8 protein-coding genes and 1 rRNA gene are annotated in these 17,204 nt (G+C 73.5%); 3 read left to right on the top strand and 6 right to left on the bottom strand.

What is annotated here, in order from left to right; all coding sequences use genetic code 11:
- Positions 1–380 (bottom strand): 16S ribosomal RNA (locus tag ACFRFC_RS13795); the annotation flags it as partial.
- Positions 381–950: 570 nt separating this feature from the next.
- Entirely contained in the window at positions 951–1,511 is a 561-nt protein-coding gene (locus ACFRFC_RS13790; RefSeq protein WP_382682122.1) for a MarR family winged helix-turn-helix transcriptional regulator, read from the bottom strand.
- Between the two features lie 155 nt (positions 1,512–1,666).
- On the opposite strand from ACFRFC_RS13790, the gene ACFRFC_RS13785 reads away from it, so the two are divergent.
- Complete coding sequence (locus ACFRFC_RS13785) at positions 1,667–2,932, top strand: MFS transporter (RefSeq protein WP_382682847.1); 1,266 nt, start codon at positions 1,667–1,669, stop codon at positions 2,930–2,932.
- Between the two features lie 121 nt (positions 2,933–3,053).
- Here the strand turns inward: ACFRFC_RS13785 and ACFRFC_RS13780 are convergent, their stop codons facing one another.
- Together ACFRFC_RS13780 and ACFRFC_RS13775 are read right to left on the bottom strand one after the other, a co-directional pair.
- Positions 3,054–4,964 carry a SpoIIE family protein phosphatase gene (locus ACFRFC_RS13780; RefSeq protein WP_382682125.1) on the bottom strand — a complete coding sequence of 637 codons (1,911 nt, stop codon included), beginning with the start codon at positions 4,962–4,964 and terminating at the stop codon, positions 3,054–3,056.
- 332 nt (positions 4,965–5,296) lie between these two features.
- Positions 5,297–6,676: an NAD(P)/FAD-dependent oxidoreductase gene (locus ACFRFC_RS13775; protein WP_382682128.1), complete on the bottom strand. Its 1,380-nt coding sequence runs from the start codon at positions 6,674–6,676 to the stop codon at positions 5,297–5,299.
- Between the two features lie 401 nt (positions 6,677–7,077).
- On the opposite strand from ACFRFC_RS13775, the gene ACFRFC_RS13770 reads away from it, so the two are divergent.
- Entirely contained in the window at positions 7,078–7,950 is an 873-nt protein-coding gene (locus tag ACFRFC_RS13770) for a TetR/AcrR family transcriptional regulator (protein ID WP_382682131.1), read from the top strand.
- A gap of 842 nt (positions 7,951–8,792) precedes the next feature.
- Positions 8,793–10,964, top strand: coding sequence for a sigma-70 family RNA polymerase sigma factor (locus tag ACFRFC_RS13765; RefSeq protein WP_382682133.1), 2,172 nt, complete (start codon positions 8,793–8,795; stop codon positions 10,962–10,964).
- On the opposite strand, the gene ACFRFC_RS13760 is transcribed toward ACFRFC_RS13765, so the two are convergent.
- Together ACFRFC_RS13760 and ACFRFC_RS13755 are read right to left on the bottom strand one after the other, a co-directional pair.
- A complete protein-coding gene (locus ACFRFC_RS13760) occupies positions 10,951–14,526 on the bottom strand; it encodes a BTAD domain-containing putative transcriptional regulator (protein WP_382682135.1) in 3,576 nt (1,191 codons plus the stop codon). The two genes, ACFRFC_RS13765 and ACFRFC_RS13760, sit on opposite strands and share 14 nt — an antisense overlap.
- Before the next feature lie 79 nt (positions 14,527–14,605).
- Positions 14,606–16,705 (bottom strand): asparagine synthase-related protein, encoded by a 2,100-nt coding sequence (locus ACFRFC_RS13755; protein WP_382682138.1) that lies wholly within the window; start codon positions 16,703–16,705, stop codon positions 14,606–14,608.
- Positions 16,706–17,204 lie beyond the last annotated feature (499 nt).

Below are 17,204 nucleotides of genomic sequence, written 5' to 3'. Positions count from 1 at the left end.
CAGGCTTCCGCCCATTGTGCAATATTCCCCACTGCTGCCTCCCGTAGGAGTCTGGGCCGTGTCTCAGTCCCAGTGTGGCCGGTCGCCCTCTCAGGCCGGCTACCCGTCGTCGCCTTGGTGAGCCACTACCTCACCAACAAGCTGATAGGCCGCGGGCTCATCCTTCACCGCCGGAGCTTTCAACCCCCACCCATGCGAGCAGAAGTGATATCCGGTATTAGACCCCGTTTCCAGGGCTTGTCCCAGAGTGAAGGGCAGATTGCCCACGTGTTACTCACCCGTTCGCCACTAATCCACCCCGAAAGGCTTCATCGTTCGACTTGCATGTGTTAAGCACGCCGCCAGCGTTCGTCCTGAGCCAGGATCAAACTCTCCGTGAATGTTTTCCCGTAATCGGGACCACACATCACGAGAGCGGAACAACCAGGCGGAATAAGCCCGGACTGTTCACTGCGTCCTCGCTGTGTTTTTTCTTCAAAGGAACCCTCCCCCGAACCAAGTAGATGGCCCGGGAGCGGGGTATCAACATATCTGGCGTTGATTTTTGGCACGCTGTTGAGTTCTCAAGGAACGGACGCTTCCTTTGTACTCACCCTCTCGGGCTTTCCTCCGGGCTTCCCTTCGGTGTCTCCGACTCTATCAGATCCTTTTCTCGACCTGACCCCCAGTCAGCGGGGTTTGCCTTCCCGGCCCTGCGGCCGTTCCGACGTTTCAAACCTTAGCGGATTCTCTCGGTGATTCCCAATCGGGCCGCCGAGTCCTCAATCGAATTGAATTCGGGCACGCCGAAATCAACCCGGCCGGGAGGTCGCGCTGGTGGTTTGGTTTGCCGCTCTCGCGGCGGGAGGTGCTGTCGAAGAACCGTTACGGCTCTGCGGCAACCCGGAGAACATTACGGATCCGGCAGGGGGCTGTCAACCGCCTCCTGTCAAGATCTTTTATCTGGGGTATCAGTCCAGGTCGCTGAGACGACCGCCGGCGTCCGGCTGGGCGTGTTCCACGCGGCGCAGGAGCCGGGTGAGGACATCGCCGAGGGCGGTTCGCTCGGCGTGGGTGAGGTCCTGGAGGAGGTCCTCCTCGAAGACCGAGGCCAGGCGCATGACCGCCAGCCACTTCCCGCGGCCCTCGGGTGTCAGCTCGACGATGACGCGGACCCGGTTGGACTCGTCGCGTTCGCGGGTGACCAGGCCCTCGGTGACCATGCGGTCGATCCGGTGGGTCATCGCGGCCGGGGTGAGGCCGAGGCGCTTGGCGAGATCGCTCGGGCCCAGTTGGTAGGGGGCGCCGGAGAGGACCAGGGCCTTGAGGACTTCCCAGTCGGTGTTACTGATGCCGAGGGCGGCGGTCTGGCGGCCGTACGCGACGTTCATCCGGCGGTTCAGCCGGGACAGCGCCGAGACGATCTTCTCGACCTGGGGGTCCAGGTCCTGGAACTCGCGCTGGTAGGCGGCGATCTGTTCGTCGAGGGTCGGCTCGTGGTCGCCGGGGGTGTCGTCGCGCGTGTCGCCCATGGCCGAAGTATCGCATGGCACGGCTTGGCCTTGAAGTCCTTCGATGTGTATCTTTTAGCTTTGAAATTTATCTTCGAAGTCTTTGGTTCTCAGTACCGAGGATCTTCAACTACCACTCGTCGACTTCCTTGAGAGAGGTGAACGTGACCAGGGTGATGGGCGCGGCGATGCGCCGGATCCACGTGGGCAACGCGCTCAGCGCGTTCGGGCTCGGCTTCACCGTCCCCTATCTGTATGTCTATGTGGCGCAGGTGCGGGGGCTCGGTGCCGTGACGGCGGGCATGGTGCTCGCCGTCTTCGCCGTGGCCGCACTCGTCGTACTGCCGTTCGCCGGACGGGCCATCGTGCGGCGGGGGCCGCTGCCGGTGCTGCTCGTGGCTCTGGTCACGGCGTCGGTGGGGGCGCTGAGTCTGGGGCTCGCCGCGAGCGCGGTCACCGTGCTGCTGTCGGCCGCCGCGCTCGGGGCGGGGCAGGCCGTGATGCAGCCGGCGCTGGCCACGATGATCGTGGACGTGTCGTCGGCGGAGACGCGGTCGCGGGCGTTCGCGACGCAGTTCTTTCTCCAGAATCTGGGGCTGGGCGTCGGTGGGCTCATCGGGGGGCATCTGGTCGATGCCACGCGCGTGTCGTCGTTCACGCTGCTGTTCTCGATCGAGGCGGCGATGTTCCTGGTGCTGGTCGCGGTGCTGGGGAGCGTGCGGATGCCGCGGGCGGTGCGGGTGCCGGCGGCGGTGTCGGCCGGGAGCGGCTGGAGGCAGTTGCTCGGGAACCGCGCGATGGTGCAGCTGTCCGTCCTGGGCTTCGTGCTGTTCTTCGCGTGCTACGGGCAGTTCGAGTCGGGGCTGGCCGCGTACGGGGTCGAGGCGGCCGGGATCTCCACCTCCGCGCTGGGGACCGCGCTCGCCGCCAACACGGCGGTGATCGTCGTCGCACAGTTCGTGGTGCTGCGGTTCGTGGAGCGGCGGCGGCGGTCGCGGGTGATCGCGGCGGTCGGGCTGATCTGGGCCGTGGCCTGGATCGCGGCGGCGTACGCGGGGCTGGGCGGTGGCAGCCAGGCGATGGCGACCGCGGCCTTCGTGTCGACGTACGCGCTGTTCGGGCTCGGTGAGGCGATGCTGTCGCCGACGGTCGCCCCGCTGGTGGCCGATCTGGCTCCGGAGGGGCTGGCCGGGCAGTACAACTCCGCTTTCGCGCTGGTCAAGCAGCTCGCGCTGGCGCTGGGACCGGCGATCGGTGGGCCCATGGGGGCCTCGCTGCACGGGCCGTACGTCGTGACGTTCCTGGTGTTCTCGCTGGGGATCAGTGTGCTGGCTCTGCGCATGGGGCGGAGCCTCACGCCGGTGCAGGACCAGCCGTGGCTGGCCCGGAGTCAGGTCGTAAGGCGGGGCGCGGCTGTGGAGCCACTCCCGGCGAAGGTGTAGTACCGGGCCGGGATACGCCGTAAAGGGGCGCGGGGCTGTGCTTGATATGCGGCTCCGCCGCGTGGGCGCGACCAGCCCCCACTCACCCGCACCCGACAACGAACCCCGCGCCCACCCCCACCTACCCCGCATCGCCCAGCGGCAGAGCGAACTCGCACCACACCGCCTTGCCGCCGCCCGGCGTCTTCCGGCTGCCCCAGTTCGTGGCGATCGTCGCGACGATGGCGATGCCGCGGCCGGACTCGTCGCCGGGTTCCGCGCGGCGGCGGCGTGGGAGGTGGTCGTCGCCGTCGGTGACCTCGACGATCAGGCGGCGGTCGGTGCGGCGGAGCCGCAGGCGCATGGGTGGGATGCCGTGTTGCAGGGAGTTCGCGACCAGTTCGCTGGCCGCCAGGACGCCCGCGTCGTGCAGGTCGGCCGGGAAGCGCCAGCTGCTCAGGACGCCGGAGGCGAAGGCTCTGGCGCGCGGGGCGGCCTCGACCCCGCCGAGCAGTTCCAGCGCGGCGTTGCGGAAGAGTTCGCCGTCGGGGCCGGTGCGGGCGGGATGCTGGAGGACCAGGACGGCCACGTCGTCGTCGTGGTCGGCGGTGACGCCCGCCGAGCGGACCAGGCGGTCGCAGATGACCTGCGGGGTGCCGGTGGCGCCGGCCAGTGCGCGCTCCAGGGACGCGATGCCCTCGTCCAGGTCGGCGTCCCGGCGTTCGACCAGGCCGTCGGTGTAGAGGACGGCGGTCGAGCCGGGGCCGAGGGGGATGGTCCCGGACGCGTACATCCAGCCGCCGGTGCCCAGGGGCGGGCCGGTGGGTTCGTCGGTGCGCAGGACCGCGCCGGACTCGTCCCTGACCAGGATCGGCAGGTGGCCCGCCGAGGCGTACACCAGCCGGCCCTCGTTGGGGTCGTGGATGGCGTAGACGCAGGTGGCGATCTGGTTGGCGTCGATCTCCGTCGCCAGGCCGTCAAGGAGTTGCAGGACTTCGTGGGGCGGGAGGTCCAGGCGGGCGTACGCCCTGACCGCCGTACGCAATTGGCCCATGATCGCTGCCGCGCGGACGCCTCGGCCCATGACGTCGCCGATGACGAGGGCGGTGCGTCCGCCGCCGAGGGTGATGACGTCGTACCAGTCGCCGCCGACCGCGGCCTCGGTGCCGCCGGGGTGGTAGGTGGCGGCGATGCGCAGGTCGTCGGGTTGTTCGAGTTCCTGGGGGAGGAGGGAGCGCTGGAGGGTGACGGCGGTCTCGCGCTGGGTGCGTTCGCTGGCGCGCAGGCGTTCGGCGGCCTCGGCGTGGTCGGTGACGTCGGTGGCGAAGACCAGGACACCCTCGTCGCCGCCCTCGCCGTGCCGTACCGGTGTGCAGCAGAAGGTGTAGCAGCGGCCGTCGGACGCCTTGCGGGACTTGACCGTACGGGGCTTTTTGCTGCGCAGGACCTGGTCGAGCAGGGGCAGCAGGCCGAGGTCGCGCAGCTCGGGGAGGGCGTCGCCGGCCGGGTGGCCGAGGGCGCGGGTGCCGAAGGCGGTGACGTAGGCGTCGTTGACGTAGCCGAGGCGGTGGTCGGGGCCGTGGACCAGGGCGACGAGGGCGGGGACTCGGTCGAGGACGTCACGTACCGGGAGGTTGTCGACGGAGGGGACGGGGGTGGGGGTGGGGGTGGGGGGAGTGGTGGGGGTGGTGGCTGGGGTGGTCCTTGGGGCGTCCGTGAGGTGTTCGGCGCGGGCTGCGGGTACGGAGCCTTCCCGGCGGTCGCGGGTGTCGCGGGCGTCCCTGGCGTCCCTCGCGTCGCGGTTGTCCTGGGCTTCTCGGGGGTCCCAGTCGTCGCGGCCGTCTCGGCCGTCGCGGCTTTCGCGGCTTTCGCGGCCGTCTCGGCTTTCGCGGGCCTCCCTGCCGTCCCGGCCGTCCCGGCCTTCCCTGGCCTCTCTGCCCTTGTGGCCTTTGCGGCCGTCCGCTGGGCGGTCCGGGGGTGCGGCGGTTTCGCGGCGCGCTGCGGCGCGGCGCGTTGTTCCGGGGAGCCGGGCGTTCCAGCGCGTGAAGTTCACGAATCCTTGCCTCGTGTAGTCGTCGTCGGCCGGCTCCGCTTCCGGCCCGGAATCCCGGTGGTGGGCAGCGGGTGCCCGGCGTGGCGGTAGCCGCACCGTGTCTCGGCCTCCGGGGAATGCAGCACTTGGGGGACAGCCTCGTGGGTGTGAGGCGGGGTGTCAGGCGGGGTGTCTGGTGGCGGGTCGGGCGGGATGGCGGCCTGCCCGGGGCCGTCGAACGGCCGGGTGGACCCGGTCTGGGGGACCGGTCCAGGGGGGACCAGTCTGGCAGTGTGGCCGACCGGTCGACATCCGTCAGACGCTGGGGTGCGGCCCGAAGTTCCGCCGACCGGTCAGTTCGACCCCTTCGGGTCGTCGTCGGGGTTGTCCGTGGCCTTTCCACCGGCCGCGAGTTCGAACTCCGCACGGGGATGTTCGAGTGAACCGAGGGAGACGATCTCCCGTTTGAAAAGGCCGGAAAGGGTCCATTCGGCGAGGACGCGGGCCTTGCGGTTGAAGGTCGGCACCCGGCTGAGGTGGTAGGTGCGGTGCATGAACCAGGCGGGCCAGCCCTTGAGCCTGCGGCCGTAGACCTGGGCGACGCCCTTGTGCAGGCCGAGGGACGCGACCGAACCGGCGTACGAGTGGGCGTAGGTGTCCAGGGGCTCGCCGCGCAGGCTGTGCACGATGTTGTCGCCGAGGACCCGGGCCTGGCGCACGGCGTGCTGGGCGTTCGGGGCGCACAGGGTGCCGGGTTCGGCGGCGCTGAGGTCGGGGACGGCGGCGGCGTCGCCCGCGGCCCAGGCGTGCGCGGTGCCCTCGATCGCCAGTTCGGCGGTGCAGCGCAGCCGTCCGCGGTCGGTGAGCGGCAGGTCGGTGGCGGCGAGCAGGGGGTGCGGTTTGACGCCGGCGGTCCAGACGACCGTACGGGTCGGGAAGCGCTGTCCGTCGCTGAGGACGGCGACCCGGTCGGCGCAGGACTCCAGGCGGGTCTCCAGGAGGACCTGGATGTTGCGGCGGCGCAGTTCGGCGACGGTGTAGCGGCCCATGTCGGGGCCGACCTCGGGCAGGATCCGGTCGGACGCCTCCACCAGGACCCACTTCATGTCCTCGGGCTTGACGTTGTGGTAGTACCGCGCGGTGTAGCGGGCCATGTCCTCCAGCTCGCCGAGCGCCTCGACGCCCGCGTAGCCGCCGCCGACGAAGACGAAGGTCAGGGCGGCGTCGCGGATCGCGGGGTCGCGGGTGGAGGAGGCGATGTCCATCTGCTCGATGACGTGATTGCGCAGGCCGATGGCCTCTTCGACGGTCTTGAATCCGATGCCGTGCTCGGCGAGGCCCGGGATGGGCAGGGTGCGGGAGACGGAGCCGGGGGCGAGCACCAGTTCGTCGTACGGCAGTCCGCGCGGGCCGGTGCCCTCCTCCTCGCTGGCGAGGGTGGTGAGGGTGGCGGTGCGTTTGGTGTGGTCGATGGCGGCGATCTCGCCGACGACGAGCCGGCAGCCGGACAGCACGCGGCGCAGCGGGACGACGACATGGCGTGGCGAGATCGATCCGGCCGCGGCCTCGGGGAGGAACGGCTGGTAGGTCATGTACGGGTCAGGTGTGACCACGGTGATCTCGACTTCGCCCCGCTTGAGTTCGGGTTTCAGCCGACGCTGGAGGCGCAGGGCCGTGTACATCCCGACGTAGCCACCGCCGACAACGAGAATGCGCGCACGTTCCTTCACCACCCCATGACGCACCGGGCACCGCCGTTTGTCCACAGCCCCGGCAATTTGTGTGACCGGAGGCCGGACCTGCCCCGGCTTGGCCGTATTGCCCCGGTGGGCGGACAGGTGCGCAGGTCAGCCGGGGGGTGCCGGGTGGGGGAAGCGGGCGGAACCGGGACTTTTGCGGCTCGTACTCCGATCGGGGGGCGCTCTGTGCGGAACCTGCCCCTTCTGTATTGACTCCCGCTCAACTATGTTCGTGTCCCGACGGGGTGTAGGGGGATGCGCTCTCGGGTCCGGGAGGTGCGGGGTCCGTCAGGATCTCGCCACATGGGCCGAAGTTAGGGTTCGTTCGCCGCGCTCCGGTATCCAATGGCGGGGAGCGTCTCCGGGGGGAGACGTCGTTTACCGGGGGAATTCGTATGCATGTTCAGGACTCTCATTGGTCATCCGCGTCGGCGATCGCACCGGCGGGACCGGTGGGCACGGCCGGGCCGCTGGGCCCGCCGGGCCCGATGGCGAGCGGCGGGCGCGGTGACGAGCCGCGCAGCACCCCGCTGCGGGTGGACGCACAGCGCAATCTGGAGCACGTACTGCGGGCCGCGCGCGAGGTCTTCGGCGAGCTGGGGTACGGCGCTCCGATGGAGGACGTGGCCCGGCGGGCGCGGGTCGGTGTCGGCACCGTCTACCGGCGGTTCCCGAGCAAGGACGTCCTGGTCCGGCGGATAGCCGAGGAGGAGACCTCCCGGCTCACCGACCAGGCCCGCGCGGCGCTCGGGCAGGAGGACGAGCCGTGGTCGGCGCTGTCCCGTTTCCTGCGCACCTCGGTCGCCTCCGGCGCCGGGCGGCTGCTGCCGCCGCAGGTGCTGCGGGTCGGTGTCGCCGAGGACGGTGGGGCCGACGGGGCGCGGGTGCCGGCGCAGCGGGTGCAGCCGGGGGCCGGGGAACTGCGGCTGGTGCCGGAGGAGGCGGCGGCGGTGCATTCGGCGACTTCGGTGACGCCGGTGAACTCGGTGACGTCAGTGAGTTCGGTGGCTTCGGTGGCTTCGGTGACGTCCGTGGCCTCGGTGTCCGTCGTGGACGATGCCGGTGCGGCGGCGCTGCTCGATGTCGTGGGGCAGCTGGTCGACCGGGCGCGCGCGGCGGGCCAGCTCCGGCCGGACGTGTCCGTCTCCGATGTCCTGCTGGTGATCGCCACGGCGGCGCCGTCCTTGCCGGACGCGGCCCAGCAGGCGGCGGCGTCGGCGCGGCTGCTGGATATCTTGCTGGAGGGGTTGCGGTCTCGGCCGGTTTGAGGCGGGGTTTGACGGCGCGGGGCCGGTCGGGTCCGGTCCGGTGCCGTCCAGCTTGATGTGGGACGGTCCGGGGCGGGTCCGGGCGGGTCCGGCCTTTGCCGTCGGCGACTTGGGCGACTTGATGGGGGCTGGCCTCGGGTGCCGGGTGGCTCGATCGGGACCGGGGCGGGGCGGGCTTTGGATGCCGGGTGGCTCGATCGGGACCGGGGCGGGGCGGGCTTTGAATGCCGGGTGCTCGATCGGGCGCGGTTGGGTGCGGTTGGGTGCGGTTGGGTGCGGGGCTTTGACGCCGGGGGGCTTGATCGGGCCCGGTGGGGTCGGGCCTCTGACGCCAGGTGGCTTGATCAGGGCTGGTCTGGGGCGGCTTTGAGGCGACTTTGCGGCGGGCTTGGGGGCTGCTTGGGTCGACCCTGGGTTGGCCTTGGGTCGACCCGGGGTGAGTGACTCGACCGGGCGGCTCTGGCACGGGGGCTCGATCGGGGCGGGCGGACCTGGCACTCGGTGACTCGATCGGGTCCGCTTCGGGGTTGGGGGGCCTACTGGATCAGGGCCGCTCCCGGCCCTGGTGACTCGATGAGGTGAGCGTCGGCGGTTCTGGGGGTGCGGATGCTTGTACGCCTGTACCCCTACGCCGTTTTCGGGCAATTCCGGCACGCTTGTCAACTCGCCTGGGGGCGTCACCCGTTGAGCTTTCCCCGAACGGGTGACTGTCCGTACGGCCGCCCCGGCAAGTCCCCTCGGACGAGTGGATGGAGCCAACCGCGGGTTACTGACGAAAAGTCGGTGTGGCACTCTGACCCGGTGTTCGGGACTGGTTGGGCAGGCGGCGGGGGCTGTGCGCGATGAGCGTTGACGGGCGCGACGAGTCACTCGGTGACGGCGACGCGGGCACCGGAGGCGAGACGACTCCGCAGGTTCCCAGCCAGGGGGGTCGGGCCGGGGGCTCCGGCGAGGGCGGCAGGGGGATTCCGACGCAGGGCGGGGAGCCGGTCGAGGACGGCTGGGGGTTTCCGGGGGCGGGCGGTGCCGGCGGTGAGTCCGTCGGCCGTGCGAATGGGGCCCAGGTTCCTCCGCAGGGTGGTGACCGGGGCGGCGACCGGGGGGGCGCGGCGCTCGGTGGATCCGGCGCAGGGACGTTTCTGGGACGGGGCGGTGAGCCGGGCGGCGGCGGTGCCGTGCCGGCGCAGGGCGGGGAGCCGGGCGAGGGCGATTTCGCCGGGCGGGACGGCGAGGGGAACGTGCCGCCACAGCGGGAGTGGCGGGACGGCGGGGTGCTGCCGCCGCCCCGGGAGATGCCGCCCGCCGACGGTGAGCTGATCGCGCGGATGCGGTCCGGGGACGACACGGCGTACGAGGAGCTGTACCGGCGCCACGCAGGCGCCGTGCGCCGCTATGCCCGTACCTGCTGCCGGGACGGGCACACCGCCGACGATCTCACCGCCGAGGTGTTCGCCCGGATGCTCCAGGCGGTGCGCGGCGGCTCCGGGCCGGAGTACGCCGTACGCGCCTATCTGCTCACCAGTGTCCGCCGGGTCGCCGCGAACTGGACCCACTCCGCCAGGCGCGAGCAACTGGTCGACGACTTCGCGGTGTTCGCCGCGCAGGCCGCGCGTGCCTCGGAGGTGTCCGACGGCGACACCCTGGACCTCGGCGCGGATGTCCGGGCGATGCATGTGGCCGAGCAGTCGATGGCCATGCGGGCGTTCCGCTCGCTGCCCGAGCGCTGGCAGGCCGTGCTGTGGCACACCGAGGTCGAGGACGAGTCGCCCAGCGAGGTCGCCACGCTCTTCGGGCTGGACGCCAACGGCACCCGGGTGCTGGCCAGCCGGGCGCGCGAGGGGCTGAAGCAGGCGTATCTGCAAGCGCATGTCAGCGCGACCCTGGTCGATGACGAGGCATGCGCCCGCTACGCCGACCAACTCGGCACCTACGCCCGTCGCAAGCTCCGCACGCGTGCCGAACGCGGTCTGCGCAAGCATCTGGCGGAGTGCGCCAAGTGCCGGCTGGCCGCCAGCCAGATCGAGGAGGTCGCCGGCGGTATCCCGGCGGTCGTGCCGCTGGCCGTCATCGGCTGGTTCGGCGCCGCCGGGTACGCCAAGGCGGTCGGGCTCATCGCCGGTGGGGCCGGTGCGGGCGCGGCGGGCGGGGCCGGTGCCGCCGCCGCGGCGAACGGGGGTGCCGCCGCCGAGGGGGCGAGCGCGCCGGTGAAGGCGGGGATCGCGGCCGGTGTGGTCGCGGTGGCCGCCGCCGCCGTGGCGCTCGCGCTGGTCGGCGACGACAGCGCGCCCCCGAAACCCCAGGCCAGGCCACCGGCATCGGCCCCGGCCGCCCTGCCGGAACGCCCGGCCCCGTCCCCGACCCCGGCCCCTTCCCGCACCTCGCCCGCACCGCCCCCGCCGCCCGCGGTCGTCCCGGCGGCACGGCCCACGCCCACCCCGAAACCCACCCCGACGCCGACCCCTTCCCCTGCGCCCACTCCGGCCCCCACCCCGAGCCCGACACCCACGCCCACCCCGACACCGCCCCCGAGTCCCACACCCACTCCGACCCCGACGCCCCCGCCGCCTCCCCCGGTGCCGGTCGTCTACCGGTGGAGCGAGCTGGCGTACGACATCGCGGGCGACGGCAGCAAGCCCGAGATGCGGATCGCGGAGAGCAGCTGGGTGTGGCAGCGGCAGGGGCTGTCCATCGGCGGCCGGACCTACGCCCACGGCGTCACGGTCCATGGCGACTCCTCCGTCACCATCGACCTCAACCACCGGTGCACCGCCTTCGACGCCCATGCCGGCGTCGACGACATGACGCTCACCCTCGGCAAGGTCTCCTTCTCCGTCTACGGCGGTGACGGCACCCGGCTGTGGAAGTCCGGCCCGGTCGAGGGCGGCGAACCGGCGGTCCCCGTGCATGTCAACCTCACCGGCCACGACACCGTACGGCTGGTCGTCGAACCGCACAGCCACTTCGACCGCCTGCTGCCGGTGGACTGGGCGGAGTCGCGTTTCACCTGCGGGTAGGGGGCGCCGAGGGGTCGGCGGGCGGGGTGGCGGGGTCGGCCGTGGCCGAGGCGGGCGGGTCGTTCGGGTGCTCCAGGCCGTTCAGGTCGTGAAGGTCGTGCAGGTCGTGAAGGACGTCCTCGATGGTGAGCTTCGCGCCCCGGGCGCGCTCGGCCGTGTGGCGGTCCGGGCCGAGGGCCTCGCGGGCGGCCGCGTCGGTGCGGTCGGTCTCGGCGCACTGGGGCAGGGGGCCGGACCGGCCGTCGAGGAGGCGGTCGGCGGCGGCCAGCAGCCGGGCGGCTCGCGGGAAGTCGCCTAGCCGTGCGGACAGTTCGGCCGCGCCGTTCACCAGCCCGGCCAGCATCGACTCCGCGCAGCCCGCCGCCCTGGCCCTGTCCAGCGCCTCGGCCAGCAGCGGCAGTCCCCGCGCGGGGCCGGACTCCGCGGCCGTGACCAGCGCGGTCAGCCAGCCCAGCGCGGCGGCGAAATGCGGCGGCGGGGTGCCGAGGGCGCCCTGTCGGCGGCTCGCCTCGCACCAGGCGCGCGCCTGGCCGACGTCCCCGGCGTCCAGCGCGATCTGCGCCCGCATCAGCGCGACATAGGCCCGCGCGTCCGGAACGCCGTACCCCTGCGCGGCCCGGTCCGCCTCCTCCAGCCGGGCCACGGCGGCGGGGCGGTCGCCCGTGCGGTACGCGATCTCCGCGAGGCGGACCATCAGGAACGGCGTCTCGGCGAACGCCCGCACCTCGTAGGCGAGCCGCAGCGCCTCCTCGTACTCCCCCCTGGCCTCCTCGAAGCGGCCGGCCGGCATCGCCGCCTCGCCCGCCGCGCTGCACACCTGGGCCCGCAGCCAGCGGTCGCCGGACCGCCGGCTGAGCCCACGCAGCTCGGCGAGGTCGTCGTCCACGCCCTCCATGCCGCCCAGCGCGTCGACCAGGAGATGCACCCGGAACATCAGGGTGGCCGCCAGCTCCCAGTCACCGCCGAACCGGCGGCAGTTGCCGATCGCCGCCTCCAGGACCGGCAGCGGGTCGATCCGGTCCCTGCGGTGGAAGGCGGTCAGCGGCCACAGCAGTCCCGGCATCCGGGCCGCCTCCGGACCGCCCCGCTCGTAGCGGGCGCGCAGCCGGTCGACGTACGCCTCGGACCTGGGGTCCGCGAGCCCGTCCATCGGCTCGGTGTCGGACCCCAGGAAGAGGTGCAGCATCCGCAGGTGGGTACGGAGGGCGTGGTGCGGGTGGGGTTCCGGCTCGGCGGCGGCCGCGAGGTACGCGCCGATGAGGTCGAACGGGGCGGGCCCGCCGTCCTCGGCCGGGGCGTCGGCCGCCGCGAGCCGCAGCACGCTCTCGATCCAGCGCACGCCCTCCTGGCGGTAGTTGCGCAGCCACCAGAACCAGCCCATGGCGAGAGCGAGGTCACCGGCCTGGGCCTCCTTGCCGGTGGTGATCGCGCGCTGGAGCGCCGCGCGGATGTTGTCCAGCTCGGTCTCCAGGCGGGCGATCCAGGGGAGTTGCCCGGCGGAGCGCAGCAGCGGGTCGGCCTCGCGGGCGAGGGCGCGGGCCCACGCGAGGTGCCGGGCCTCGGTATCGGCGCGGCGCGCGGGGGTCTCGGCGGCGCGCTCGGCCGCGTACTCCTGGATGGTCTCCAGCATGCGGTAGCGCATGCTCCCGCCGCCGTCGCGCTCGTGCGGGGCGGCGGCCACCAGGGACTTGTCGACCAGGGCGCCCAGCAGCTCCGCGGTCCGGTCGCCGCCGCAGACGGCTTCCGCGGCGTCGAGGTCCCAGCCGCCCGCGAAGACGGAGACCTCGCGCAGCGTCTCCCGCTCCGGCTCGTCGAGCAGGTCCCAGGACCAGTCGACGACCGCGCGCAGGGTCTGCTGGCGGGGCAGGGCGGTGCGGCTGCCGGCGGTCAGCAGCCGGAAGCGGTCGTCCAGCCGGTCGGCGATCTGGCGCGGGGTGAGCATCCTGAGCCGGGCCGCCGCCAGCTCGATGGCCAGCGGCAGTCCGTCCAGGCGGCGGCAGATCTCCGCGACCGCCGCCCGGTCGCGGAGCACGGCGTCGGGGTCGGGGCGGACCGCCGACGCGCGCTCCGCGAACAGCCGGTGCGCCTGATCGGGCCGCAGGGGTTCGACCGGGCGCACGGACTCACCGGGGACGCCCAGGGGTTCACGGCTGGTGGCGAGGATCGTGAGCCCCGGGCAGTGGGTGAGGAGGGTCTCGGCGAGGCCGGCCGCCGCGCCGATGACATGTTCGCAGTTGTCAAGGATCAGGAGCTGTCCGCGCGGGGCGCAGTGCTCGATCAGCAGGGCGACCGGGTCGTCCTGCGGGGCCGCCAGGTCGTTGGTCATGAGCACGGTCTCGCGCAGACCGAGCGCGTTGACCACCGCGCCTGGCACCGCCTCCGGCCGATCGAGCGGGGCCAGCTCGACGAGCCACGCCTGCGGGAGCCCGGCGGCGGCTTCCTCGGCGAGACGGGTCTTGCCAGAGCCTCCCGGTCCGGTGAGTGTGACCAGTCGTGCCCTGTGCAATTCGGAACGAAGCGCGTCGAGTTCGAGTTCCCGGCCCACGAAAGAGTTAAGGCGCGGACGGATGTTGCCGGTGCGGGCGGGCTGTTCGGGGGGTGCGGGTGCGGTCTCCGGCTGGGGCAGGGGCGGTTGGTGCGCGGATGCCGGGTGGGACGGGGTTTCCGGCCGGGGCAGAGGCGCCCGATGGGGCGGGCTCTCCGGCTGGGGCAGGGACGCCGGATGGGGTGAGGCGGTGGACGGCCGGGGCGAGGCGGCCGTCCAGGACCGGGCGCCCGGCCGAAGCCCGGCGTCCGATGGTCTCCCGGCGTCTCGCAGTGACCCGGCGTCCCGTGGTGACCCGGCGTCCCGGTCGAGCAGTTCGGCGTGCAGGGAGCGTAGTTCCGGGCCGGGGTCGGCGCCGAGGCCGTCGGCGAGGGTGCGGCGGGCGTGTTCGTAGGCGGCGAGCGCGTCGGCGCCCCGGCCGCTGTCCCGCAGGGCCCGGACGAGGTGGGCGTGCAGGATCTCGTCGTACGGGTGCACGGCCGTCAGTTCGGACAGTTCCGGTACGACGTCCTGGGCGCGGCCCCGGGCCAGGTCGGCGGCGATACGCGCGCGGGTCGCGGCCAGGCGCAGCGTCTCGGGGCGGGCGGCGGCGGTGCGGTCGGGGAGGTCGGCGAGGGCGGGGCCGCGCCACAGCGCGAGCGCGGCGGCGAGATCGCGGGCGGCGGAGGAGGCGTCGCCCGCGTGCAGTGCGGTGGTGCCCCGGCGGGTCAGCCGCTCGAAGACGAACAGGTCGACGTCGTCCTCGGCCGCCGTCAGACGGTAGCCGCCCGGCTCACCGGCCACGGCGTCCTTCCCGACGGCCCGGCGCAGACGGCCGACCAGCGCCTGAAGGGCGGCCGGCGGATCCTGCGGGGGCTCGTCCGTCCAGATCGCGTCGATCAGCGTCTCGGTGGCGACGGCCCGTCCGGTACGCAGCGCGAGCGCGGCGAGCAGCGCCCGCACCCGCGCACCGCCGAGCGCCAGGGCGACGCCCCGCTCGTCCCAAGCCTCGGTGACACCGAGGATTCCGTACCGCACCGGGCCATTGTCCCCGGGAGGCGGTCGGTGGGGCTGTCCCAGGGGGAGCGGAGGCACCGGGGCCCGGTGGTCCGGCTCCCTACCCCCGCCGTACGACCCCCGCGCCCAGCGCCCCCCTCTGGGGCGAGATCCCCGCCGGTACGGCACGCGCGCGGGCCGGGGTTCCGGTCCAGCAGGTGCCCCGGCGGGCCAGGAGACGGCGGAGCCACAGTTCGAGGGAGACCAGGTCGGCGAGGCCGTCGACGGGGACGGGTTCGCCCTGGGCGGCCTCCCGCAGGGCCTTGCGGACGACCCGGGCCTCCACCAGGCCCGCCTCGGCGAGGAGCGGCGTTTCGAAGAGGTCGATCAGGTGCCCGACGGAGACGCGCAGGCCGATGCGGGCGGCTGCGGCGGCGGGCACACCGGAGGGGGCACCCCAGCCGGGCGGGAGGTCGCCGACGCCGGCGCCCTTGAGGACCGTACGCAGGATGGCGGCGCGTGCGCCCGGCTGGACGCGGAGGGCCTCGGGGAGGGCGCGGCAGGCACGGACGACCTGGTTGTCGAGGAAGGGGGTGTGCAGGCGCTGGAAGCGGATCTCGGCGGCCTGTTCCAGGATGCGCAGGTCGGCGGCGTGGCGGGCGAGGGCGGCACGCGCGCGGAAGTCGCCGGGGCGCTGGCCGGGGCCCTGGACGCCGGAGCGGCCGGGTTCGCTGTGCAGGCGAACCGATACTTCAGCCAGTGCCTCCCCGGTCAGCCAGCGGGCCGCCGGGCCGGGTCTCGCCCAGGTGAGGGCGGCGAGGGAGGCGCCGACCGCGCCGCCGGGCTCGTCGAAACGGCGGTCCATGAGCAGGTCGGCCAGGCCGTTGACCCCGGTGCGGTAGGGGGTGCGGGCCAGCCGCCGGGCCGCGCCGTACACGCGCGGGGGGACCAGCACCGAGCCCTCCGCCTTGGCGAGGGCGGCGACCGGGCGGAGCAGGTGGCGGCGTTTGCGGTCCAGCAGGAGGTCGGCGAGCCGGGCCGGGTGGGCGTCGAGGACCTGGCGGGCGCCGTAGCCGGTGAAGTGGTCGGCGCTGCCGGAGGCGAGGCGGGTGCGGTGCCGGGCGGCGGAGACCAGGCTGGCGCCGGGTTCGTCGGTGAGCGGGCCGTCCAGGTCGGCGTAGGGCAGGCTCTCCTCGCCGCCCGCGACCACCACGTGGTGCAGGCGCGGGTTGGCGGCCAGTTCGCCGGCCCGCTGGACCTCGGCCTCCCGGCCGGCGACGGCCAGGTCGTTGAAGGTGACCGCCAGCAGCCGCTCGCCCGCGCCCGTGCCGTGTCCCAGGACCGTGCCCGGCATGCCGGGCAGCCCGGCGGCGAGCAGGGCGAGGGTGGCGGAGCCGGGGCCGCCGGAGAGGTCGGCGCCGATCCCGGGAACCGGCATCCCGCGCGAGGCGCGCCGTTCGTTGGGCCCCATGCCGGGCACCGGGCCGGGGTCGATGCCGGCGCCGGGGACATGCCGGGGCGCCGACAGCCTGGCCCGTACGGCGTCCACCAGGGCGTCCCGTACGGCGTCCACGGCGGCGTCGGGGTCGGCGGGCGGGGCCGCGACCGCGAGGGAGGCCACGGGCTCGTATCCGGCGATCTCGCGGGCCCCGGCGCGCAGGATCAGCGCGTGCCCCGGCGGAACGCGCCGTACCCCGTCGTACGGGGTGGAGTCGTGCAGGGCGGCCGGGACGTCGGGGGCGGCGAGCAGGGCGGCGAGATGACCGAAGTCGAGGTTGGCCTCGACGAGGTCGGCGAGCGGCAGCGCGGCGGTGGCGTAGGCGGTGCCGCCCGCCCAGGGGGTGTGGAAGACCGGGCGGGCGCCCGCGAGATCGCCGCAGACGGTGATCCGGCGGCCGGACCGGACGACGGCCGTGTAGCTTCCGGGCCAGGCGGTCAGATGGCGCAGCGCGCCGCCGCGCGCGGCGAACAGGGCGACGCGCAGTTCCTCGTCGCCGGCCGCGCAGGTGCCGAGGACGGCGATCCGGGTCTGCGGGTCGGCGGAGACCACCCGGACCTCGTCGGGGCGCCAGTCGCCGACCGCCCAGAGCGGGTCGGGGTCGCCCCACAGGAGCTGTGAGCCCACCGGGTGCAGGGTCTCGCCGTCGGGGCCGGTCGCCCCGGCGGTGCCGCTGCCGATGGCGGACGCGGCGGTGCTGCTCCATCCCACCAACCACCGCATCGACGCCTCCACAGGCTGTGGACAACCAGTGCACCGCATGAACCGGTTCCCCATGCTGCCACGAAGAACGCGAAGTGGCGGGGCGGCGGAGCCGCTTGTGGAGTGCGGAACATACGCTCGCGCGCGGGGCGTTATCCGACCGAACAGACGGGCGGGACCTGGTCATCGCGACTCGAATGCGCCCCCATGGCACGCCCCTGGAGCACCCAACGCGCCGTCAATTCGTATGGTGGGAGGGGTGATCGAGAGCGCGAGGCAGGGTCGATTTTCGGCCAATTCGAGGCCGCGAGACGAACGACTGAACGGCTTTGGACACGCTCCGTCGATGCTCTGCGCACCGCCCGGCGGTGCGCGGTGCGGGGGGCGGCCGTGCGCCGCCCGCCCCCCAACCCCCCCCCCCACCCACGGCCGCCCCCATGCCCCCCCCCCCCCCCCACCCCCCCCCCACCCCCCGGCCAGGACCCCCCCCCCCCCCCCCGGCCCCCCCAAAGCGGCCCCC

This window comes from Streptomyces sp. NPDC056734, from assembly GCF_042790455.1.
Lineage (GTDB): Bacteria > Actinomycetota > Actinomycetes > Streptomycetales > Streptomycetaceae > Streptomyces.
Note: the sequence above shows the minus strand (reverse complement) of the source record. Positions and strands in the feature narration are given on the sequence as shown.

Coding starts and splice junctions, on each gene's coding strand:
- ACFRFC_RS13770 (WP_382682131.1), top strand. CDS start 7,078: ATGCATGTTCAGGACTCTCATTGGTCATCCGCGTCGGCGATCGCACCG.
- ACFRFC_RS13790 (WP_382682122.1), bottom strand. CDS start 1,511: ATGGGCGACACGCGCGACGACACCCCCGGCGACCACGAGCCGACCCTC.
- ACFRFC_RS13765 (WP_382682133.1), top strand. CDS start 8,793: ATGAGCGTTGACGGGCGCGACGAGTCACTCGGTGACGGCGACGCGGGC.
- ACFRFC_RS13755 (WP_382682138.1), bottom strand. CDS start 16,705: ATGCGGTGGTTGGTGGGATGGAGCAGCACCGCCGCGTCCGCCATCGGC.
- ACFRFC_RS13785 (WP_382682847.1), top strand. CDS start 1,667: ATGGGCGCGGCGATGCGCCGGATCCACGTGGGCAACGCGCTCAGCGCG.